Annotated in this window: 16 protein-coding genes and 1 tRNA gene; 11 read left to right on the plus strand and 6 right to left on the minus strand. The window is 56.1% G+C overall.

Features of this window, described 5'->3' with window-relative positions; all coding sequences use genetic code 11:
- Positions 1-4 precede the first annotated feature (4 nt).
- The gene (locus SV7mr_RS13870; protein ID WP_145273147.1) at positions 5-433 is read left to right on the plus strand and encodes an ExbD/TolR family protein; all 429 of its coding nucleotides are present in this window, start codon (positions 5-7) and stop codon (positions 431-433) included.
- Positions 434-495: 62 nt separating this feature from the next.
- Positions 496-2328, plus strand: coding sequence for a prenyltransferase/squalene oxidase repeat-containing protein (locus SV7mr_RS13875; protein WP_419187368.1), 1833 nt, complete (start codon positions 496-498; stop codon positions 2326-2328).
- Positions 2329-2445: 117 nt separating this feature from the next.
- Here the strand turns inward: SV7mr_RS13875 and SV7mr_RS13880 are convergent, their stop codons facing one another.
- Positions 2446-2751, minus strand: coding sequence for a transcriptional regulator (locus SV7mr_RS13880; RefSeq protein WP_145273150.1), 306 nt, complete (start codon positions 2749-2751; stop codon positions 2446-2448).
- Between the two features lie 567 nt (positions 2752-3318).
- On the opposite strand from SV7mr_RS13880, the gene SV7mr_RS13885 reads away from it, so the two are divergent.
- Positions 3319-6120 carry a hypothetical protein gene (locus tag SV7mr_RS13885; protein ID WP_145273153.1) on the plus strand — a complete coding sequence of 934 codons (2802 nt, stop codon included), beginning with the start codon at positions 3319-3321 and terminating at the stop codon, positions 6118-6120.
- A 90-nt stretch (positions 6121-6210) separates the two neighbouring features.
- On the opposite strand, the gene SV7mr_RS13890 is transcribed toward SV7mr_RS13885, so the two are convergent.
- Positions 6211-8193 (minus strand): DUF4129 domain-containing protein, encoded by a 1983-nt coding sequence (locus tag SV7mr_RS13890; protein ID WP_145273156.1) that lies wholly within the window; start codon positions 8191-8193, stop codon positions 6211-6213.
- A gap of 309 nt (positions 8194-8502) precedes the next feature.
- Positions 8503-8730, minus strand: coding sequence for a GYF domain-containing protein (locus SV7mr_RS13895; RefSeq protein WP_419187369.1), 228 nt, complete (start codon positions 8728-8730; stop codon positions 8503-8505).
- Between the two features lie 574 nt (positions 8731-9304).
- Here SV7mr_RS13895 and SV7mr_RS25410 point away from each other — a divergent pair.
- Both SV7mr_RS25410 and SV7mr_RS13900 read left to right on the plus strand, forming a co-directional pair.
- Positions 9305-9380, plus strand: a tRNA-OTHER gene (locus SV7mr_RS25410).
- 537 nt (positions 9381-9917) lie between these two features.
- Positions 9918-11654 (plus strand): hypothetical protein, encoded by a 1737-nt coding sequence (locus SV7mr_RS13900; protein WP_145273159.1) that lies wholly within the window; start codon positions 9918-9920, stop codon positions 11652-11654.
- A 282-nt stretch (positions 11655-11936) separates the two neighbouring features.
- Here the strand turns inward: SV7mr_RS13900 and SV7mr_RS13905 are convergent, their stop codons facing one another.
- A complete protein-coding gene (locus SV7mr_RS13905) occupies positions 11937-12962 on the minus strand; it encodes a phosphatidylserine decarboxylase (RefSeq protein WP_419187370.1) in 1026 nt (341 codons plus the stop codon).
- Positions 12963-13122: 160 nt separating this feature from the next.
- Here SV7mr_RS13905 and nadB point away from each other — a divergent pair, with 160 nt between their 5' ends.
- The 6 genes from nadB to SV7mr_RS13935 all read left to right on the plus strand — a co-directional run bounded on the left by nadB (position 13123) and on the right by SV7mr_RS13935 (position 21083).
- On the plus strand, positions 13123-14832 hold the full coding sequence (nadB, locus tag SV7mr_RS13910) for an L-aspartate oxidase (protein WP_145278433.1): 1710 nt from the start codon (positions 13123-13125) through the stop codon (positions 14830-14832).
- Positions 14833-14969: 137 nt separating this feature from the next.
- Positions 14970-15179, plus strand: coding sequence for a DNA gyrase inhibitor YacG (locus SV7mr_RS13915; RefSeq protein ID WP_419187371.1), 210 nt, complete (start codon positions 14970-14972; stop codon positions 15177-15179).
- Between the two features lie 223 nt (positions 15180-15402).
- Entirely contained in the window at positions 15403-15888 is a 486-nt protein-coding gene (gene greA, locus SV7mr_RS13920; protein ID WP_419188475.1) for a transcription elongation factor GreA, read from the plus strand.
- A 7-nt stretch (positions 15889-15895) separates the two neighbouring features.
- Positions 15896-16597, plus strand: a complete 702-nt coding sequence (locus tag SV7mr_RS13925) for a hypothetical protein (RefSeq protein ID WP_145273168.1) — start codon at positions 15896-15898, stop codon at positions 16595-16597.
- A 51-nt stretch (positions 16598-16648) separates the two neighbouring features.
- Positions 16649-18190, plus strand: a complete 1542-nt coding sequence (locus SV7mr_RS13930) for a phytoene desaturase (RefSeq protein WP_145273172.1) — start codon at positions 16649-16651, stop codon at positions 18188-18190.
- 361 nt (positions 18191-18551) lie between these two features.
- Positions 18552-21083 carry a M66 family metalloprotease gene (locus tag SV7mr_RS13935; protein WP_419187372.1) on the plus strand — a complete coding sequence of 844 codons (2532 nt, stop codon included), beginning with the start codon at positions 18552-18554 and terminating at the stop codon, positions 21081-21083.
- A gap of 59 nt (positions 21084-21142) precedes the next feature.
- Here the strand turns inward: SV7mr_RS13935 and SV7mr_RS13940 are convergent, their stop codons facing one another.
- The gene (locus SV7mr_RS13940) at positions 21143-21799 is read right to left on the minus strand and encodes a response regulator transcription factor (protein WP_145273178.1); all 657 of its coding nucleotides are present in this window, start codon (positions 21797-21799) and stop codon (positions 21143-21145) included.
- Positions 21800-21884: 85 nt separating this feature from the next.
- Positions 21885-24101, minus strand: a complete 2217-nt coding sequence (locus SV7mr_RS13945) for a sensor histidine kinase (RefSeq protein WP_145273181.1) — start codon at positions 24099-24101, stop codon at positions 21885-21887.
- Positions 24102-24171: the final 70 nt, after the last annotated feature.

Here is a 24171-nt window from a genome sequence, read left to right on the forward strand (position 1 = left end):
GACGATGAGTCACCGAAAACGATCCAGCGAAGATGCTTCCATCAACCTGACACCCATGATTGACGTGGTGTTCTTGCTGGTCATCTTTTTCCTTGTTGGGTCCAAGTACAGCGAACAGGAAAGCCAGATTGACGTGACGGTCCCGGCCATCGGACAGGTGCAACCGATTGCCAATGGGCCTGACCAACGCGTGGTCTCGGTAACCGCAACCGGGCAACTGCTGCTCGACGGCGTCGCGGTGACTCAGCAAGACCTCTCACAGCAACTGCAACAAAGCAGCGCTCAGTATCCAGACTTGAAGGTCGTTGTCCGCGCCGACAGCACGGGCTCCCTGCAAGGCTTTGCCGAAGCGGTGCATCTAGTTCGTCGCTCCGGAGTCGAAAAGATCGGCATCGCGGTCAAAGTCGACCCAAGTCCAGGAATGATGCATTGAACCGCTGGCTGGAATCCACTGAATGGGCTTCCGACCCCCGATTTGTTTATGGAATTGGGCTGGTGGCGGTTCTCTTTGCCGCGGCAACCATTTGGCTACTGAGACGAAAAGAGCGGCGCGGCAGGATTGTCGGCGGCTTCTTCTTGTTGATCTCCATCGCCTTGCACGCGCTGTTGATTTGGGCCGTCCCCATGCAATCCGCCCCCAACACCTCAAACAAATCATCCAATCACCGCAACGCGGAAACCTCTGCCGGGGCCGAACAGGAAATCTCTTTTTCGACGTTTGACCCTGAGCTGACGGTTGATGATGCCGCCAACCAGCAAGATCATCCGTTGCAAGATGAACCCGACATGGTGGCGCCACTGCCGGTCAGTCCACTTGCAATGCGTGAACTAGAAACGCCGCTGGAAATTCGGCCCGAGCCCGAGCCAGTACCAGACACTGAAACTCCCATCGAGCCATCTGCAGCGGCTGATCCACTGCCCACTCCGACTGCATTGACTGCCCAGGCTTTACCTCCTGAAACAACACCTGAAGAAACAACCCTCACTGAGTCCACTGACGGCCAGATTGCCGAGAGCGCCGACCCGTTGGAGGCGGCGCTGCTGGAATTGCTTAGCCAACGTGCAACCGAGGCGCCCCCAACAGCGACTCCGCCGAAAGACAGCGCGACGAACAACATCGCCAAGAACAACTCTCCGGCACCACAGACCACCGCTTCAGCTGATCCCTCGGCGACGTCCAGCCAGCAGGCCGACTCCGACGCATCGACCACGGCGGCCAGCGCAGTCATTCCCGGTCAAACACCTGGACCTTTTGCATCACGCAAAGGAGCCGCTCGCCAACAGGCACTGAAACAAACCGGCGGCGATGCTCGGACAGAGAATGCGGTCAAGTCGGCGCTTCGATTTCTGGCCGACTCGCAACTTCCAAACGGCAGTTGGGACCCCACGGCATCGGGCGCTGGCATCGAACGACGTCCGCTTGGTGAAGCGCGAACGGGCGCGGGAACCAAGTGCAGCACAGCCATCACGGGACTTTCTCTGCTGGCCTTGATGGGAGCCGGCAACACGCACCTGGACGGCCCTTACGCCAAAAACGTTTACAACGGCCTGGCCTACTTGATCAAGACCCAAGCCCCCAACGGATCACTGGCTGGCAATGCCACCATCTATGCGTCAACGTATTGCCACGGGATGGCGGCGCTAGCGATGTGTGAAGCGGCAGCCATGACACGCGATCCATCGGCCATCGAATCAGCTCGGCGCGCCGTGATGCACACACTGCGAACTCAGCATCCCACCACGGGCGGATGGCGATACGTCCCTGGTGACCCCGGTGACTTGAGCCAACTCGGCTGGCAAGCAATGGTGCTGCGGTCCGGACAGCGAGCGGGGATCAACATCCCTGAAAAGCACTTTCTGCTGGTGCAACGATTCATTCGATCCGTCCGCGCGGGACGCGGTGGACTGGCCAGCTATCGGACAGGCGAACGAGCCAGTCCAACAATGACTGCTGAAGCGCTGGCCACTCGTCTTTTAATGGGACAGAGTGTCCCTGCAAATGAAATCCAGGAAGCCGAAGCGTATCTGCTTCAAAACCCACCCGGGCGATCCCACGATAACTATTACTATTGGTACTACGCCACGATCGCACTGCATCAAGTTCAAGGCGAGGCTTGGCAGCAGTGGAACGAAACGCTGAAGCGACGACTCGTGGCCACCCAACGAACCGATGGCTCCTGGCCCAACAGCACCGTTTGGGGTGGATACGGCGGTACGATTTACACCACCGCGATGGCGACTCTGTGTTTGGAATCTTACTACCGATACGATTTACGATCAGAAGTGGCCCAGCGCGTCGCAGAGCTGGATATGATTCAGCGTCGTTAACAGGGCACAACGCAAGACAGTGACGCGCATCTTACATCAGCGTGCCAGTGCTCGCCACGTTCACCCTCTTCTGATGAAACATTCCGTGGCGAATCGAACACCCAACAGCACAGCAGTTTAGAGCTGGCCGTCTTGCTCTAGCTTTTCGCGATACTCGTCTCGTTCGCGACGCGTGGCTTCAAGATCGAAGACTAGGTATTTCATGTCCAGACGCAGTTGAGCCAAGGCCTCTTGGACCAACTTCAAGATGCGACGACGGCGTGTGCTGCTTTCAGTGACACGTGCCAAGGCTGGAGCAACTGCGTCGCGGTAACGCTCGGGGAGCGCTCGGATCGCTTCGGTCAATTCCAACAGCTCTTGAGGAACCTCTTCAACAGGTTTGACGTTGTCGGACGACTTGGATTGTGCGGCGGAATCGTGCATCAGTCTTCTGCTCCCAGATAGCTGCTTGAAATCGAATCTTTGTTGAATGCCATCCATTGCAGTTGTGATGCCAATCCCTGCACCAACTCGCGCTTTCTTCCCTAAGCCCCTACCAGTAAGCGACTTAGGTCTAATTGTTTGTTTTTGTCGCGATGTTGCCAGATGGCAACATTTCCCAAAAGCAACATCGGTTTGTCTTGGCTTGGCACCGTAAATCATGCTACATCAAGGATTTACAGCGGCAAACGTAAACCTTTCGCAGATGTGGTGCTTTTGCAAAACACTGTGGCGTTTTGGCAACCTTGTTTACAAAACACAAACCATCAGGCGGTCAAGCAACCTGCAAGTGGGGGTTGCGATGACAAAACTCATCAACTGCCTGTGGGTGAATTGTTCTAGCCAGCTAGCGATTGGTCAAAGAATGTTGCGAAACTTCAACATCAACCGAGGGCTTTTCCGTGCAGTCGTTCCAGCTTGGCAAAGCTTTCCGACTGCCTAAAACGGAAGGGCACCTGGACGCCAGGATTGTTACTGCGAATGGAGATTGATTTTCCAAAGGAAGGCAGAATGAAGCGAATTCCGAGAGTCGCACCACGTTGGGCTCGATCGCTGGGCACAAAGCGAAACCAGAATCGGCACGTGATCACCCATGCTTTCGTTCTGCTGATGCTGATGCTTTCAGCGCAAGTTGCCCATGCGCAATTGTTTGATTCTCTTGACAGTTACCCACCGCGTTGGCGGTTGGACACTTCCGATTGTCGGGCTCGGGTAACCGAGCACAAGAATGTCATTTCCGGTGGCATTGACGAAGGTGGATTTGAATCGCTGCGTTTTGAAGCGGGCCTCGGCAGTCGCGCGATTTTCATTTATCCCATCGAGCCGACGTACCCTCTGAATGACTTAGTCGCCAGACTGGCGGTGCAAAGCGCCCGCTCGGGCGCCAAGATTGGACTTCGGATTCGCTTCCCCAACTTGCGCGCCGCAGATGGCCAGCGCAGCCAGAGCATTGTCGTTTACGGAACCAGCTATAGCCAAAGTGGCCGCTTTCAAACCATTGGTGTTGGTCAAGTCGAATCACAGATCGGTATACGCCGAGCTCAGTTGCGCGCTCAGTACGGAGCGGAGGTCGATTTAGGAGGCGCCTTTGTCGACGCGGTGGTGATCAATGGCTACTGCGGCCCAGGTGAGACGACCTTGCACCTGGATAACCTTCACATCGAGGGCATGGTCCCGCTGAAGCAATCGACCAAGCAGCGACTTGACATCCAGCCGATCGGCCCTGCGAATCAGCCTGCGGTGGCCAAGGCCACACTGGCTTCGTCCTCCGCGGCGCGCCGGGGCAAGCTGGCCGCGTTCTCGCAAAAGAAGATCGTCAAAGTCTTGGAATACCAAGGCGAACCGCTGCAGTGGCTCCGCTCGCTGGGCTTTGATGGCATTCTGCTCAGCCAGCCGCCAACCGCTGAAATCCTTAGTGAAGCGATTCAAACACAGATTGCCGTCTACGCACCTCCGCCGGCCAGCCCCGATCCAGCGTTGGAACGGTTGCTTGATCCCGTCGTCGCCTGGTATCTCGGTGGTGGCGTTGCGCTCGATCGTTCACGCGTGACACAAGCCGCGGCAACCCTGGCCACCTTGGACGCCATGCCCGAACGATGGCATCGCCCAGTGATCATTTCCCCCGTCGAATCATGGAGCAGTTACGCTTCGTTGGCCGACGGCCTGGTCTTGCCCACCGCCCCGCGACGATTTTCCATTTCGGGGACACAGTCCGCCAACGAACAACATCGCATCGTCAATCGACTGACGGGACAAACCAATCTGGCGATCTCGATCGATTCTAGCTCTGCCGAACCGCTAGCGAGCATGAACCAGTCGTTACGCGAAACCGTCGGTGCTCCCGATGTTGGTAACTTTCGCTGGCAAGCAATGTACGTCCAGGTCATGGAAGCGTTGCAACACTCACCACGGGCCATCTTGTTCCGTTCCAAACGCTCGCTTGTTAGTGGCACGCCGTTTTCTCAGCAGCGTTCGATGGCATTAAGCTACATCAATCGCATGATTGAGGCGTTGTCCCCATGGATCAGCACCGCAGAACGTTCAAGTTCCTATCGCGTCGAGGGCGCTCGGTATCACTGCGCCACGCTCGCCGAACATCCCTACCAAATCCTGTTGCTCACCAGTCAACAACGCGTGGGCGATCAGGTGACCGCAGCGAGCGATGAGCCGCTGCGAATTCACCTGCCCTCCGAACGAATGAAAGGGGTTGCTTGGCGATTGACCGATTTTTCGACGCAGCGATTGTCGTTTCAGCAAACCTCAGGTGCGGCGGTCTTGGAACTTGATTCACCGGACGTCGTCGAGCTGATTGTCATCAGCAACGATCCCGCCATTGCAGCGCGACTGAATCGATCGTTTGCCCCCCAAGCCAGCCGAGCCGCTGCCGACCGCTGGCAACTCGCTCGCGAGCACGTTCAACAAGTGGTGCAAGATTGGAAGTTCGCTGTCAGCGCGGGAGCCTGCCGCGAGCTGATGCCACTGGAGGTGACGTCCAATGCCGAAACGCTGATTCAGCGGGCTGAAACACATTATCGCAGCCAGCAATGGGAGCCCACATTGCGACTCTCTCGATTGGCAGACGGGAACGCGCTGCAGATCTCCCAGCTGTTGACCCAGGGCTTAATCGCTGAACACCTGGCCACTTTCGATGTTGACAGAAACACCGGGCAACAGACGACGGCGACAGATTTGCTGCCACGCCTGTTTAGCTGCCCGCCTTTAGATGAGGGGCGTCCCGGATTGTACGTCACCTGGTCTCCGATGCTGTCTCGCCTAGGCTGGTCGCAAAACTTGATCGCCAGCGGCGGCCTGGATCGTCCCCAAGTGCTCTCCGAAGGACAATGGACGTTTGCCAAACGTCAGTTGGATCGCGCAGAGGCGAACGTGCAATGGATCAATCGCGGCTATCATTCAGGCGCTGGAGCCCTGCGTCTAGATGCTCATTCGTTGACCGGCCAATCCATGGGCGGCGGCTACGAGGGGACGATTTCAATCTTGGCTAGCCCACCGGTCGAACTGAGCGCCGACCAAAGCTTTCGCATTGATGTCAAAGTTCGCACCATTGGCTTTGGTGATCCCTACCAAGGCCTCCTGGTTTATGACAGCATCAGTGGACAAGAGATGGGCGTGCTGGTCAATGATCAACCCGGCTGGACGACGGTCAGGCTTTACCGGCACAACGAAACCAAACGAAACCTACGGGTCATGTTTGAAGTGATCGGCGACGGCGAAGCCTACATCGACGACGTCAAAGTTCGCGTGTGGAATCCAGAACCACTGATCCCGCTGCCGTTCCAACCGATCACCCCTTAGACACTGCCAGGGCCGCCCCGTAAGTCACTCCCTGGTTCACCTACGGGTTCATCCCTGGGCAACCGCCAGAACGGTTGGATCACTGACCGATCAAGCCAGCGCCGTGACGGGCGTTTCCGTGGGACGATAATGTTGCATATGCTGCCACATGGATTCTGCATCGGCGATGTCCGTTGGCGCCGCCGCCCCCTGGCCGAACACGATGCGATCATAAGACTCAGCCAATCGCAAACTGGCGCCTAAACACTGATTGACCAAGGGCATCTGTTGTCGCTTCAGACGACGAACAAATTCGCTGGGCGTCTCATCCAATCGTCTGGACGCCGAATGCTCTCGCGCCCAAGCATCAAACGCTTGAAAGGTGATCACTACAACTTTGCGTGGATCATCGACACGTCCGATTGGATTTTGGTAGGCGGCAAACGGCTTCGGTGGCTGCTCAATCAACGTTGGCAAGGACTCCTCGGGCGACGTTTCCGCCGCCGAACGCCCCAGCAATTCCGCCAGCCACTTCTTCAACCAATCCGCATGCTGATAAACATAGAACGCCACGACGGCCAACAAACCGAGGAACACCAGCAACTTCAACAAACTGGGCAGCCAAGAACCGACCTGCGGCATTTGCATTGAAGAGCCTTGCTGAGAGTTTGAACGACTCTGGCCATCAGAGCCTGCCTGATCGGCATCCTTGCCCTGTTGATCACCTTGTTGCTGATCACCTTGTTGCTTTGGATCCTGTGCTTGCGAACCGTCCTGCCCAGACTGACGCGCCCCGTCTTGGCGATCACGACTGGCTCCCTGATTCGATTGCTTTTGCGACTGCGAATCGGCTGGCGATTCCGATGTTGATTTTGACGGCGAGGTTTGATCGTCAGACGAGGAATTCTGGGGGTCGTTTTTCTGCTGTGCCTCCGTTTTGCTTCCGCCGCTTGGCTGATTCTTGCCAGCCTGCGCGTCGCCAGACGATGGCTGTTTTCCCTGTGACGAATCATCACTGCCGCCGGATTGATTGCCGCCATTGTCCCCGCCTTTCCCGCCGCTGTTTTCTCCGCCGCTGCCTTGGGTGCCAGGCTGCTTGCCGCCCGGTTTGGCTTGGGGCGATTGCGTTGTTGAATCGCTGCCCTGTTGATCCTTGCCCTCCGTTGATGGATCTCGATCGGTTTGCGCCGATTCGGAATCCGATCGCTGCGCCGCTTCGTTCCCCCAACCGAACCGACTGGCCTGGTGCTCCTGATCCGAAAACCAATTGAATTCCAGTGATCCCGCTAGCAACCGCCCCGGCATGGGCAATGCCGAGGCAATCAGCAACAACAAAGCGATCAGCCCAAGCCCGCTGCCCACCCAGGCCACGCTCACATTGAACGGCATCTCCACCGCTCGTTGCCTGAGGTAACGACGAAGATTCAAAAAACTGGTGGTGACCAACAGAGACAGGCTGCTGAACAGATAAAGCAATAGCATCGATCGCGCAGCGGTGACACGCCCGGCGTTGCCACCACCAACAAAGCTGCCCAGTGCGAACAGCGGCAGCGCGGCCAGAGCCAACCAGAACACCGTTCGGCCAGGCTGACTGGCTGTCCGCCGACGCTGTTCGCCATGGCTCAATGCTTGCTCGGTCTGACGGGGCTTGGCATTGGGATCCTTGGCCATCGATTCGTGAACCTCGCCAGCCTCCCTGCGTCCCCGATCAATCAGCCCCTCTCCACTGGCGTCAACCTTTTCGTCAATCAAGGTGCAATCATGAACGATTCGATCCGCCATGAAGGCAATCAATCCTACCAGCAGCACAGCGACCGGCAGCGCACCGGTCAAGAAATAGGTCACTCCAATCATGACCACCGCCAAAGCGAAGGAATAGCCAACGGCGTAGGCGCGGCTTTCTTCAATGACCAACCGCGCTAAAGCGACTTGGCCCATCGTGAACATGAACAGCAAATACGCCAGTCGCGTCCCATATTCACCAGCATAGAAGACGTTCAACAGATAGACCGACAGACTCCAGATCATCAAAAAGATCAGCGTCGGACTAATCGCCAAGGCGACGTAATCGGAAAAGGTTGGACGAGCTTTCAAAAGTCAGACTGGGCGGCTGCGAATAGAACGGGCAACGACTCTCTGTTGTACCATACACAGCGTACACGCAGAGGGTTCCGTCGGATCCTGGGCATCTGTCGGCCCAGATCAGAAGACAAGCCGCCAGAAGACAAGCCGCCAGAAGACAAGCCGCCAGAAGACAAGCATGCGGCTGAAGAAATCACTGCCCCTGATCCGTCACCCATGCCGCCAGCTCGGATCGCCGATCCGTGTGGGAGGGAACTGTTAGGTGACGCCAGCAGGAAAGGCAGCGGGAATAAATGCAAGCGTCAACCGGCAACAAGCAGCTCAGCCAGCTTGTTCGCTTTCCGGATGCAGTGATTTCCAGCGTTCCATCGCCGGCTTGACTTTGCTCATCGGAACCCAACGCTCTTTCGTCTTCGGACTCTGGAGCAAGGTGGTCGGTTCGATGGTGCCCTTCTCGATCAATTGCAACAATTCGGCCTCGCTGACGGGACCAACCCGCTTGGATCGGCCCAGCCAACCTGAGGTAATGTAGTACCAAGTCGCAGACATTGACGGCTCTCCCAGCGATGTTGAAAAAAGAGACGCGATCCGTCCAGGGTTCACATCGGTGAGAGTGTTCCGGAGTTGCCTACTCCAGAAGCCCATCCTGCCGAGAAAAATGCCCCAACTCAGACCCACGTCTTAACGGTCTCCCCTGAACGTCTCGAACCATCCACGTGCGAGCGTTAGAGACGGATGACGGGCCAACAAAGCAGGCCATGGACCCGCAACCGTTAAATAACAAGAGTTTCCATCCCCTTAACCGATGCAGTCTAAACGAACTCCAAATTGAAAAGACAGCGAATCCTGGCGTAAAATCGCCTGCTTTCGGTAATCACTCAGCCGCTCAGTGGCCTGTGCACCGTTTTCTCAGCAAAAGCGAGCGTTTCCGGGCAGCGATAACCCAACCGAGCCACTCGGGAAACCCCCTGCAGAGATTCCCACAGGGTGGACGGGGCTGCAGCGACGTTGCACCGGATCGCGTTGATTCTGACGGAAATCGGACCGCATGAAGCGAGGGTTTTTCAACGGCTGTAACCGCTGTGCTTGCCGCTTCTTTGTGGCTATATTTTGATCCCAATTGGCCCCCTTCGTCTAGTTAGGCCTAGGACGCCAGGCTTTTCCGCCTGGAAACGCTCGTTCAAATCGAGCAGGGGGTACTGGTTATCCAAACCCATGGTTCGCAGTGCCGTGCTGCGGAGGACTGCGCCAGCCCAGCGAGCGGCTTGCTGGGTGCAGGCTGAGCTTCGCATGATCCTCCTGCTTTCTGCCCCCCCACCATTCTGCGGCGACTGACGACGTGAAATGCGGTGCCAGCAGTCTTTCTGGGCAAGGGCTTTGCGCCCCGCTGGCGGCTAAATGTCAGTCAGGAATCTAGCCAGAGGCGCCATTGGCGGTTTATTCGAAAAAACTAGAAAATGTACGCCAATACCGAATGATTCGGGCAGCATTTTGATTCACTACTGGGCCGATAGTGGTAGAATGGAGGCTGCTATCGCTGCGTCGTTTTTGATCCAGCCAAAGGTTGTGTTGCGCTTCACTTTGGGAACTCAAAACGACCACGAACACTTGGCCGGCCAGTCACTTGACGTTGGAGTGACCGAACAAGCTGTTCCGCGTTAGCCCACACGGCTGGCATGCCAGCTCGCTTTTCTTAGCTAATCCAGTTGCTGAAACGCCCATTTAATGGAGTTGTGATGATGTATTCACCAGATCGGTCAAGAACGGACGAAACCGCTGCAGTGAACTGCTCCGCTTTTGAACGTGGTCCTGCGGCCCGCAATGCAAACGTTGCTGCCCACGCCTGCTCTGGTGATAGCTTGCCGAAAGCCTTGCTGCGTGACGTGCTGGTGATGTTTTTAGCTGTTTCGGCGGCGTTGATTGTTTGGTCCAGTACCAGTCATGGGCAAGAAGCCGGAGGTCGCCAGATCCATCCAGATATCCTGAAGGATCCTGCTCGAATCCAGCGCACGATCCGCAGTTTCTCGCTGACCAAGGCTGACGAAATCTCGAAGTACACCGACCGAGATCGCCAGATGATGGAGAACTACTTTGCGGCCTACGTGCCAGCGGTTCTAACCAAAAAGTCTGAGCTGACCTCGATCAACGCGACAGTCGCACATCTCAACGATTTGCTGACCCGCATGTGGCGTCCAAACCCACTGCCTGCTGGCGGCAATGAAGTCAAACGCTGGATCTACGGCGCCTTATCGCCGATCGCCAAAGGTGACTTTCAGACGCCGGGTCGTATCAACGCGATTCTGTGCCTGTCTCGCTTGCCGCGAAACCCCGCAACCGACGGGGGCTATGTTCGTCCCGAGCCAGTGATCCTGCGAGACTTGCTGCCGATTTACGAAGATGACAAAAACCCAGAAGGCGTCCGAGCCGCCGCACTCGCTGGCTTGGAGCGTTTTGTTCGCCTGACTCCAAAGTCTGGAATTGACGCCAAGACCCAAGGCAAGATCCTAGATGCCGTGGAAGCGCTACTGAACGCCGCCCCTCCGGCAGGCCGCGACCCGATGGCACATGCCTTCATGCAGCGTTATGCAGTGGACATTGTTACCCAATTGTCAGTTGACAAGGCCATGTCCCAAAAACTCCTGGTCCTAAGCAGCAAAGACGATCGCCCAGACTTGATTGCGCTGTATTTGATGGGAGCTGCTGGAACGATGCCCGGCAAGATTGAGTTGGGCAATGTGAAAGTCGATGATTTACTCCAGCAGTGGGGCACCCGTGCCATGGGATCTCTCGACGCCGAGATCGCTCGCCTGGAGGCCTATGAACCGGACACATCCCCCGTGTCACAGCCCGCTGACCCACGCAGCTTTGTTACCGTACGGTCAAGCGCTCCGTCGGGCCGCCCGGGGATGGGTGAGGAAATGAGTGAAGGCATGGGGGAACGGATGGCTCCCGATGAATCCAGCATGGAAGACGGTGAAGGTGGCTTCGGCGAAATGGGAAGCTACGGCGAAATGGGCGGATTTGGAGTACCGGGAGCTTCGGCCAGAGTCGAGCAACCACCAGAGATCATCGCCAGTCGCAAGAAACTCAGCTACTTGTGCCAGCAACTGCTACTGGCTGCGACCGGTCAAGCCAAACCGGTTGATGAACTCGATCCGCTAGAGAATCCAGGTGGCTTGATGGCGGCCGTGCCAGCCGATCAAAGTAAAAAACTGAACCTGTTTGTCACTCTTGTCAGTGACTTTGCCAACGGGGTCAACGAAGGCACCGAAGCCAGTCGCCGTGACTACCTGCTAACGCTGCAAACTCAACGAGACCTCCTGTCTGCTCACGTTGAAGGCAAGTCGAACGATGAAGACGCCGGGATTCGTAAATGGGACGATGCGTTTGGCTCCCCGACTGCTCCTGCTGCTGCGGACGCACCACCAGTCACCCCTGATCCTGCCGCAGCCTTCACAGGTCCCAGCAACTAATGGGCAACTAGCAAACAGCTCGCACCAGAAAGAATGACTTCCGAAGCGGGGCATGGCCATCCATGTCCCGTTTTTTCGTTGACCGGCGTCAGGCTGTCGAATCCCGATTAACGCCGGCTCGAATCCTGGTGTCGTCTCATCAACTTGCTCAGGCTTCAAACACCTGGGCGGAGCGATCCTGAACCAGGAGTAACGCCAACGCAGAGGCTGTTGGCGAATCCGACCATTTGGACACTGCTGGCCGGATCGATCAAGCCATCACATCACGTCAGTCCAGCAGGATTACGGCGCAACGTTTTCGTAACGAGCAAACACGGTTGAGCCGGCGTCAACTTTGTCCCCGATTTTAGCGACGATCTGCAACGCAGGATCATCGGGCACAACCAACTCGGTACGCGAGCCCAACTTGATCATGCCATACATTTCGCCGCGTTCCAAATCAACGCCCGGACGCATCCAAGAAACAATCCGGCGAGCGAATTGGCCGGTGATCTGTCGAATTCGATAGACTCGTTGATCCAATTCTGGGCAGGCGATGTAGACATCCAAGTTCTCGTTCTCTTGCGCCGATTCGGGTCGAAGTGCGTTAAGGAACTTCCCGGGTCGGTATGCGACCTTTACCACTTCACCTGGCAATGAGGCGCGGTTCGCATGCACGTTAAAGATCGACAAAAAGATACCAAACTGAACACAGGGCCCCAGTTCAGGGTCCTCGATGCGTTCAATCTGGACAAGCTTTCCATCGGCCGGTGAGACCACCGTCCCCGGCTGCTCAGGGATCACCCGGTTGGGATTGCGAAAGAACCATGCGACCAACACAAACAAGACCAAGAAGGGCAGCGACAACGGCCACCAGAAGTACCCAGCTCCGGCGGCTAACGCCAAGAACAGACCGCCGATCAACAACAGTTCTGCGAGGCCAACGCGCACGAATCCCAATCGACCGCGCCACTGAAACGCATCGTCTTGACGGTCCCAGTGGTAAGTGATTTGGTTTGCATAGAATTTGAGGTCGCGAGGGTCCACCGGTTCAAACGGCAAACTACCTCGTTCCCCTTGGCGTTTAGCGGCCATCGCTTTGACGTAACCGGGTCGCAGCAGTCTCAAGAGCGATCGGCGGACTTTCCCCCAAGCCAGTTCAATGGACATCACAATGCCGCCACCGGGCTGGATATTCACAAGCTGGGGATCCATCATTGGCAAGCCAAGCTTCGCCTGGGGGTACACGTCCCCACCGGCCCCGCCTACGCTTTGCTGATCGGCCAAGTCTGATTCTGCGACTGTTTCGTTGGTAGGTTCTGTAGTCATGGCGGCTAGATTAGCTGGTCCGGTGGCTGACTGTCGATAGTCGACTTATTTTATTTCGGCACAACGTCGCTTACACTATGTGGTTTCCGCCCCCAAGACATGGGCTGGCGAACCTGTCGCTCCGCCGACATTTGTAATTTCGAGCCCAGACATACTTATGATGACAACGCCGCGATACTTGATTCCGTTTGACACGCGGCAAGCGGTCCATCAATTCACGGACATTCTGATCATCGGTGGAGGCTTGGCTGGGCTAAGAGCAGCGAATGCCGTTGCTCCGCACCATAGCGTGCTGATCGTGACCAAAGAAGAGCTTCGTGAGAGTAATAGCAACTACGCCCAGGGCGGTATTGCCGGAGTCTGGGATCCCGAAGATTGCTTTGAGCATCACATCCAAGACACGCTCGTCGCGGGCGCGAACTTATGCGACGACGATGTGGTCAGCATGGTTGTTCGCGAAGCACCGCGCCGCATCGAAGAACTGGTTCGCTGGGGAACGCGGTTTGACCAGGCTCAAGGAGACTTCGCCTTAGGCCGTGAAGGCGGGCATTCACACGAGCGCATTCTGCACGCCCATGGCGATGCTACCGGGGCGGAAATCATGCGAGCGGTGATCCAGCGCACGCGGGACTTGAAGAACGTCCGCATCATGGAGAACACGTTCACCATTGATTTGCTGACCCACGAAGGCCGTTGTCGCGGCGCCGTCATTCGCCCAGCCGACGGTCCGATCTTGATGGTCTGGGCCAAAGAAACCATTCTCTGCACGGGCGGGGCGGGACAGATTTTTCGCGAATCAACCAACCCCCCGGTTGCAACCGCCGATGGCACATCGCTGGCCTATCGCGCTGGAGCCGAATTGAGCGACATGGAATTCATGCAGTTCCATCCTACCGTGCTTTACATCGCTGGCTCTTCGCGTTCGCTGATCACCGAAGCGGTTCGCGGCGAAGGGGCACATCTGGTCGATGCGACAGGCTACCGCTTCATGCCGGACTTTGACCCCAGAGCTGAATTGGCTCCGCGTGACATTGTCAGTCAATCGATCTTCACGCACATGCAGCGCGTGTCTCATCCCTGTGTCTACCTGGACCTGTCACACTTAGATTCAGAGAAAGTCGTTCAACGTTTCCCCGGCATCGCGAAGCTCTGCAAGAAATTCGGACTCGATATCACCAGCGATCGGATTCCAGTTCGCCCAGGCGCCCACTACATGCTCGGTGGCGTGACGGTTGATCGACAGGGTCGCAGCAGCCTGCCCGGACTGTGGGCAGCCGGCGAAGTCACCAGTAGCGGACTGCATGGGGCCAACCGGTTGGCCAGCAATAGTTTGCTGGAAGGCTTGGTTTACGGCGCGGCGGCTGGATTTAGCGCATCGCGAGCCGCGGGCGAAGGGTTGTTTGAAATGCGCGCCTCATCGATCCGGCAAAGCGTTTGCACGAGCACTGAATCGTTTGACATCGCCGATGTCCGAGTGTCACTGAAAAGCTTAATGGGACGCCTGGTGGGAGTCCATCGCGACGCCGATGGCCTTCAAGAAGCCGCCGACAGCGTGCGTGCCTTGGCTGCCTATGTCATGAACCATCAATTCGACACCGTCGAAGGCTGGGAGCTTCAAAACCTGCTGACCACCGCCTCGATCATGATCGTCTCGGCCATCGAGCGAACAGAATCACGTGGGGTTCACTTCCGCAGTGACTACCCCCAGCGAGACGACCCAAACTGGCGTCGCCACCTGACGGTGCAGACCAATGTTGACGGTGGATACCCCCAGCGAGGCGAATTACTGCAATCACCGGCAGTTGAGGTGTCTCCGCTAAAGCCACCGGCAAACGCCCTGCCCGTGCAGACGAATCCATCCAAATCGTAACGTGTGGCGTCAAGACTGGTGCGTCCAGCACTTGGCGAGCGGGCCGCATGTGGTCACCCTGAACGGCCGCATCAACACCAGCCTGCGTCCGTCACCGTTCTTCTTCTCATCGCTTTTAGCCTAACCGATCCATGACCGTGTCTTCTCGATCATCGACCAACGATCCCAAGCAAACTTGCCCAACCTGCGGACGCAAATTCCGCATGGACGAAACCGAAGCGCCGCCATTTTGCCGACAGCGTTGTCGCCTGATTGACCTCGGCCGTTGGTTGGACGAGGAAATCAGCCTTCCGCACGAGAGCGAGGAATCTCCCAAGACCATCGACCCGGACTCGGTACGTGATTAACGCGGCAAATGGCTCCGTCCACGCGGCCCCCCGCAACTTTCTCCAACACCTCGCAGCACAGGGCCAGAGCCGATGACCGGCAGGGGTTCCTGGTCGCCTGTCCCGAGGGTATCTTTACAATTCATTCATTTATCCCCACAATAGGGTTTCGCTTGAAAACCTTTTCCGCGACGACTGCGGCGGAAAAGGTTTCTTTTTTGTCTGACTTCCGTTGGAGAGTGTGATTGTGGAATCGGTGCCGATGACCCGAACCGGGTACAACAAGATCAAGGCTGAGATCGAACACCTACAAAATGAAATCATGCCCGAGATCGCAGATAAAATCGCTGTTGCGCGTGAGGAAGGTGATCTCAAAGAGAACGCCGAATACCATGCTCAGCGTGAGAACCAGGGCAAGACTCAGGCGCGAATCAATCTTTTAAAAGACAAAATCGCCCGCGCCAGCATCGTCGATGTTGCCGATTTACCGCGTGACGAGGTTGTCTTTGGATGCACCGTGACGGTTGAAGACCAAGACGACGGGATGGAGGAAGAGTTCACTTTCGTCGGCGCGGGTGAAGATGACTACAAGACCGGAAAGATCTTGGTCACCAGCCCCATCGGCAAGGGTCTCATCGGCAAGAAAGTCAATGAACTGGCCGAGATCGAAGTCCCCGCCGGGATCATGAAACTGAAAGTGGTGAAGATCGAATTCGCCGAAGAAGCGTGATGCATTGATGTCAGATAACGAGAGCCAATCAGCCGATGACCAAGCGACAACCTCCGCCGACAAGGATCAAGGTCCCGGTCTGCTGCCGGCACTGATCGCGTTGGTCGCCATCGGCGGCATGTTAATGCTGATCACATTTGCGGGGATGGCTTGGTGGATCTTCAGCAATCAATCCAAACTGGCGCTGCCTGCACTGCGCGATGGCTTCATTCCTCAGGTAGAACAAAGCCGCCTAAGCCCAGAGCAGAAAACTCCCATCATCGAACATCTCGATGCGGTCGTCGAAGATTTAGCCAGCGATCAACTGGAGTCCTGGCAGGTGACCGGTGTGATGCAACGCTTGCAGCGTTTGCCGATTCTGCAGTGGGGTCACTTGCAGGTCCTGAAACGGTTCATCGAAGATCACCCAAATGATTTCCCCGAAGACGCAGCCCTGCAAATTGACCGCGTTTTCTCGGGGATTAGTGACGGCCAGATCACCGGAATTGACGCCAGCACTATGCTATTACCAGTCATCGTCTCAGATCAAAACCTAAACGATGCTGATTTGATCGACCCACTGGAGACCGCCAAGGTTGCCGAGGTGGTCACATCAGCCAGACAGATCGCAGACAGAGTCAAGGTGCCCGATACTGCAGGGCCCATTACTCCCATTGATGTTTTGGTGCGTCGCCAGATTGAAGCCGGTCGAAGTCAGGGCGGATTCTAAAGCACCGACCGCTTCGTTTAGGCCTAACAGCGTAGAATTGGAATCAGCACTGTGTCAAAACGAAAGGTGGTCATCGTCGGAGCCGGACCCGGAGGGTTGGCATCGGCCATGCAACTGGCCCATGCCGGGTGCGACGTCACGATTTTAGAACGTTTGGATCGCCCCGGCGGTCGAACCTCGTCGATCGAAATGGATGGTTACCGGTTCGATTGCGGACCGACGTTCTTCTTGTATCCACGAGTGCTGCGTGAAATCTTCAACGCCGTCGGGTACGACCTGTTTGAAGAATGTCCCATGGTGCGACTCGATCCACAGTATCGCCTGACCTTTGCGCAAGGCGGCAAACTGGATTGCACCCCCGATGTCGCTTCAATGGACAAACAAATTGCGAAGTTTGCTCCACAGGACGTCGGCGCGCTCAAACGCTATCTGGATGATAACCGGGCCAAGCTGGAGAGTTTCCGTCCCATCTTGGAATCCCCCTTCACCTCGGCGGCCGATCTGATCAGGCCATCCTTGTTGCCTGCACTGAAGCACTTGCACCCATTCCGGTCCCTGGGCGCAGAACTGGAAAAGTACTTTGAAGACCCGCGACTGGTCATCGCGTTTGCGTTTCAATCGAAGTACCTTGGCATGTCCCCGTTTAACTGCCCCAGCCTGTTCAGCATCCTATCGTTCTTAGAATACGAAAATGGAGTCTGGCATCCGCTGGGCGGTTGCGGGCAAGTCAGCCAACGAATGGCTGAGATCGCAGAATCATTGGGCGTCAAGATTCGCTACCAGGAGCCCGTGACCAAAGTGGATTTCAATGGCCAGGAAGTCGTCGGGCTGCACACCGAACAAGGACGCTACGACGCCGATGCCTTTGTCGTCAATGCTGACTTTGCAAACTGGATGACCCAAACCGTACCGGACCACAAACGCCGAAAATGGAAGGATCGCAACATAGCCAAAAAGCGATTCTCCTGCAGCACGTTCATGATGTACCTGGGAATTGAAGGGATCTACCATGACCTGCCTCATCATAACATTCACATCTGCAAGGACTACCAACAGAACCTGCAGGACATCGAAACCAATCATCAGCTAAGCGACGACCCATCGCTCTACGTGCAGAACGCTTCGGTCACGGACACTTCGCTGGCGCCGGATGGACACAGCGCACTGTATGTCTTGGTGCCCGTCACACACCAGACAGACAACGTCGACTGGAACACCGAAAGGGCACGGTATCGCGAACTGACTCTGGACAAGCTCTCCCAAATCGGGCTAACAGACATTCGCGACCGGATCCGCTGTGAGAAAATCATCACTCCCGATCAGTGGCAATCAGATTACGCAATCTATAAAGGCGCGACTTTTAACTTGGCTCATAATCTGGGACAGATGCTTCACAAACGACCGGGCAATCGCTTCAAGGAACTTGGGCGCGTCTTTCTTGTCGGTGGTGGCACGCACCCCGGCAGCGGTCTGCCGGTCATTTACGAATCCAGCCGAATCAGCAGCCGCATGATCTTGAACGACTTTGGTATCGGCACCAGTCACCTTGAAGCCGGTTCCATGATCGACGCTCCCGAACCGGTCAGCGCCTAACTGTCCGAATCTGCTGCAAACGGCCTCTTGCCGCGGTGTAAACGCGACCTGATGCTGTCAGCGCCACCTGAGCGCACAGCGTGATGGCGCGGCACGCGTGCCAACTACGACTCCTCGCTGCAACAAAGCAGCACTTCGCGCGAGTCAGCCGACAACGACGATTCGGCCGACCGCCACCCACGCTTCTTCTGCGGCCCACTTCGCAAGCTTTGTTGCGGTCACTCGACAAGACACGCCAAATCGACTTGGGACAGATTCCAAATCGCATTACCATCCAAGGTTCCTGCTGAACCAAACAATTGGCATTGATCAAGGCTGCCGCAAACCGGTACCGGTCCCCCGCTCACCACTGATGAACATAATGCGTAAGTTCGAGACCCCCGCTTCACCGCGTGCAATGGCTCACTCCCATCTCATCCGTCTCTTGTTAGTCTGCGTGATTGGGCTGCTAAGCACTGCCGCCGCCAGTGGGCAAGTGTCCAAACCCGCTTACTGGGAAGATGCGATTGACTTTACCGCGAACCACGAGATCACTCCAAACCTTGATGGTCCGCTCAAAGGGGAAGTCGCGTTTCTGCAGAACACTTTGGTTGGCCCCAAGCAGGGCGACGTGAAACGCCCGCGTTTGGTAACCGATCGTGCGGCCTACTTGCTGTTTTTCCCGGTCGACCAGCCCTCTTCGTTCGTCGCCAGCGAAAAGCAGTTCCAAGTGGTCTTGCGTCAGCAGAATTTGCCTGATCTGCGACTCACTCTGCTGCCACCCTGGAAAGAACCTCGCAACGATTCATCGAACTCTGATGGGCGTCCACCGGTTGTCTACAGCAAACGCGCCTGGACCGCAGTGCTGCCGTGGGAATACATGCACTACGGACTGGAGCTGGCGATTCTCAGCATCAACGGGGACAGTGAGAAACTGATCCAGTCAGACTTTGAATTTGGTCCGCCCCTTGAACTGGTGACGCAACACATTGAACTGGGCATGCTGCTGGCGCCAGAGAAGGTTCAGATCAATAAATGGTCCAATCCCAAAGGCAACATCTCACCACAGCTTGCCTTGGACTATTTCCAAATGGTTCCTGTGTCCAGGTTTACCGCCGCGCAGTACCTACCGATTCACTTTCCCAAAGTTGTCTTGCCTAACGGTAATGTCTATACCGAGCGCAGCACGTTCGAAGGCGCGGGGATTTATGCCGGCGACATGCGTCAGAACATCGCCAAGGGCATGGTCTCGACCGGGATCAACTTGGCAAACATTGGCGTTCCCTCGTCGGTTGGCGGTACGGAAAAGCAACCGCGCCCTTATCGCCAAACTACTGTGCACACCAGTGCAGGTGTCTATACCGAAACCGACGAAGACGGCAACCAACGAGCCGTCACGGTCCGACACGGGCTAAGCGGCGGTGGTGGTCAACTGACGCTAAGCAGCACCACCGGAAACGAATTCTCTCACGAGTACGGCCACGACCATGGCCTGCCGCACTACCCCGGCGGGAAAGAACTGAGCGCTCATTCACGCAGTGGATCGTGGGGCTACAACCTGTTCAAGAACCGCTTGATCGGGAATGTCGCGTGGAATGGAACACGTCCTGAAGGCGAGTTTCCGTACGGTTTTGGCCATGACGCAATGGCCGGCGGTAGCCCGATGGGCAACATCAGTGTGTTCACTTTGCATACGCCGTTCTCCTTGAACATGATTCAAGAGACCGTTGGCAAGCAATCCGGAGTCCTGGATGGAAGCAGCCCCAGTGGATACAAGAAGTGGGACGCTGAAAAACAGCAGATGGTGGTTTCGGAGGTCAAGTCGCCCAAGCCCGACCAAGTTGGCGTTCCCGTTGTCACACTGGTTGGTGTTTACGATCCGATCCCCGATAGCGATCTCACTTCGTTCATCTTTCCGGCGTTGTATGGGAACTGGGGCAACGTGTTTTCACCGCAGACCATCAAAACGTCCGACCCGGATTTAATCCAAACCCGTTGTCACCTCGAAGTCACCGATGCAAATGGCAAAACCTATCGCTTCCCGCTTAACGATGAACGCTATGACGCCAAGGTGATGAACCAATTCCATATCAACCTGCCAGCCTCGGTGGCTTATCAAAGCGCGGCGATCATCTACCAAGCCGGTGAGCGAAAGATCCTGGACATCCGCGAGATCGCCCCGCCCCACGGTAAGCTCCCTGAACCCGTTATCGTTGGCCGTGAACAGGGGTTCACCAAGGCCGCACTACGTTTAGGCGACATGGACACCTTCCTGACAGCCAATGGTTATCCTAGCGAGGAATTACTGCGCCAGGCGATGGAAGACTTTTACGGTCCCATCCAAGACTACAAACCCGGCGTTGAATTCAAAATCGGTGGCGTCTACCGTCGCAAAGACGGCTCGTTCTATCAGGCTGGCCCACCCCAACCCGGCCAAGACAAATTGCGTTTCCGCAAGTTGGGCGATTCGAAAAAGTATCTCAGCAAAGAGCGATTGATGTTGGGAGTCGCAAGCAAGGACTATGCGAACCAAGTGCTGAAGGGCAAGAGCGGCGTGTTCTACTACGTGCCGGTCGATCACCAGCAGGTGCTCAAGTCCGACGCACCAAGCCGAAAGTCAGGCAAGTGGTATGCGGGCGGCGATCACTCCAAGATCACCGTCAATGCGATCTCCAATCGCGGAGTACCGACGCCCATCGTTCTGCGTGGGCAAATCAATGGCCGTCACGTGATCAACCGTGGTGCCCCCGTGGGCGAAGCGAGTCGCGTGCAATTCACCTACCTCGCTGAGGACAACCCGGACTTGACACCCGGCAAGTATAAGATCGGTTTTCCTGCATACGCCCAGGCATGGCACACCGGTCAACTCGTTGAGTCCTTCCAGGTCTTCGGTTTGATCACAGTCAAGAAATAGCGCACCATCCGCGAAACTCATCGCCGCGTCTCCTAAATCAGTGACTACTCTGAAAAGGATCAAGGACGGAGCAGACCCCACTCGAATCCCCTGGCAACAGCCTCTGTCCGATCACGCGCATTCATCTTTTCTAAGATCGCTGCGACGTGGGCTTTGGCGGTTCGAGGGGTAATTCCGAGCTTGTGCCCAATCTCAGAGTTGCTCAGCCCGCTTCGCAGTAGATTCAATACTTCCATCTCCCGAGCAGTGATGCGGTTCGCCTCGGGAAAGTCACCATTGGCTAGGCTCGGGTTGGGTAATCGTTTGCCCACTGCAACTGCCAGAATCGTTTCAATCAACTGGGACGGCTGTGCATGCTTGGCGACATAAGCTTCAGCGCCAAGACCAATGGCTTGTTTGATATCACGTGCTGTTTCGGAAGAGCTTAGGACGATAACCTTGACGTCAGGAAATCGGCTCTTGATTGCCTCAAGGCAACCGAGGCCACCGATGCCTGGCATCATCAGATCGAGAAGAACCACATCAACGGGCTTGCTGCCGAGCAAATCCAAGGCGGCTTCACCATCATCGGCTTCGCCAACGACCGAGAAATCTCGGCGCGCATCGAGCATATTGGACAAGCCTGCTCGCATCACTGCATGGTCATCCACGATCAGTAACCGCAACTCTTGGATCCGAACGCTTTCATCGCCTCTTGAGTCCATTGCTTCACTCATCTCTCAACTACTTGGTTTGCCGAACACCGGACCGGACGAATTTGCTCCGGGCCAGATCTGCAAAAGATCATCTCATACCATCCGTTCATTCACACTCGATCATCGCATCGAAGTGATGAATGGGTGCCTGCACAACGATCACCGTTCCATTCCCAATCTCACTGTCAATGGCAAAGCTCCCGCCCAACCGTTCGATGCGTTGCTGCATTCCCAAAATTCCAAAATGCCCCTCACTCGCCGTTGCTCGATCTGTTACGTCAAAGCCGACGCCGTGATCTCGAATGGTCACTTCAATCGCACGACGGTCCGAGGTTACAGTGAGATCAAGATGCACTTGTTCTGTCTCGGCATGCTTGAGCGCGTTGTGAATCGCTTCTTGAATTACCAGCAGCAAATTACCGGCAACAAAATCGGCGAGCGTTGGAAAATCATCGGTGGCTGTAATCTTGACCTGCATCGTTCTGCCAAGGCAAACTCTCTCAACGATCTGTCGAACAGACTGCAAGAACTCTCTGTCATCCGGGGGCAGACAATGCAGCGTCGAGACCGTCTTCCGTAGGTCTTCCTGAGCATACTGAACCATCCGACTCGCGGTTTCCAGATGGTCAGCTTGCTGTGAGACAGAGTCGGAATCGGCATGCCCACAGGCATCGATTTGGTAGGCAATCCCCGTCATGGTTTGCATCAGCGTATCGTGCAGATTGGCAGCCAATCGCGACCGTTCGCGCAGCGCCCCTTGAAACTCGATGGCAGCATCGCGCCGACTTTGCATTTCCACAGCAAGTTGTTCTGTCCGAACCCTCAGTGATCGCCTCAGCACCATCGCCCAGACCAAGATTGACAGCAAGAGTGACGCCACAAACAAGAGAATCCAGAAGGTTCGCTGAGCCGTCCACCAAGAAGGAGGCGCTAGCACTGCAATATCCTGCGGACCGCGAGGCAAAAGATCCACACCTTCTGGCGACTGCAGATTGACATTCGCCAGCGGATTAGGATAACGCAAACGCGCAATCCCGGTGACCTTCAACTCTGATCCAACCAACAGATCCTGAACACCACTATCGACATACGCGGTGGAAATCGTCGAACCACAGTCAATCACAAGCTGGCTAGGTATCTCTTCAATGCCGCGTTGAACTCGCAGCAACCTGCCCGAGATCTGGATCAACTGACCGTCAGTGGTCGGGATACTACCGCGGCTCCACAGCTCGAAGTCGTCGTGATCGTCGATGATGTTCTCGAGAGTCTTTGGCACCGGACGTGGAATGGAGACGTCATCGAGATTCCTCACAGAAGCGCCACTGATTCCGGCAAAGTACTCGGACCGTTCAACGAACCCGCTCACCTCAAGGTAATCGCCCAACTCAATGCTCTCACTTTGGTTCAGGATCACTCGCAGGCCAAGCCCAGCTTGTTGAATGTAGAGTAACCGGTGCCCATCGTAATAGGTCACCACACCTTCGACGCGCAGTCGATTCATCGGGCGTCCACTGGGCGTGTAACCATTGATGTGCTTGGCCAAAACTTTTGGAGCCGAGAAGGGATCCTTAGCCGCTTTCAACACGGCAACATCTTGATGGTCCGCAACGATCAATCTCGGGCAAGTGAATTCTAATCGCCAATTCCAACGCGACGCGGCCAACCCTGTAAGACGAATCCTCGCATCAATCAATCGGCTGGGTGCATACTCGGGCAGTTTGGGAAGCCGAGTCATGAAATACCCGATTCCCGTCTCGACACGGTAGGACCAATAGGTTTCCGAAACATCTTCGTAACCTTGCACCACGCCGCCCGCGGTAACACGACAAAGCTCATCGGCTCCATTGAGAAACCGTTTTAGATAAGCAGAACGGGCCGGAGGGAGTTCTGCTGTTCCCAACACCGTGATGCGGCGTGGAATGATGATTGGCGTGCCAAGCTTTGCCAGAACACCCTCGATCTCAACCTGCATCTCGCGTCTCAGCCCGGGCAACACTTTCTCCGGTTCATGCAGTTCTCCCTCCCGTAACGCGCGAGATGAATGGATCCATATCCCAACGCCTTCCTCTTCGATCACGAAGCTATTCTCCGCTCCGCTGCCATCTTTGTTAGTCGTGATCCCTTCCCCGACCAAGGAAATAATGCCGCGCACGCGCACAACACTATTGATCGATGGGGAATCCGGTGGCGTCGCCATCAAAGCGGAAATGCTCACCAACGGTGGCTGGTCTGCAACGCAACGTTCAGCAATCCCGCACGCGGAGACCAAACAGAACACAAACAAGTTGATGAAACCAATCATGAAGCGTTGTTCTTGCAACATCTTGAAACAACCAACAGTGCGTGAAGACCCGAGTGGTTATCGCCCCACCCTAACTTACGTCGTTACTGGG

Source organism: Stieleria bergensis, assembly GCA_007745635.1.
GTDB lineage: Bacteria > Planctomycetota > Planctomycetia > Pirellulales > Pirellulaceae > Stieleria > Stieleria bergensis.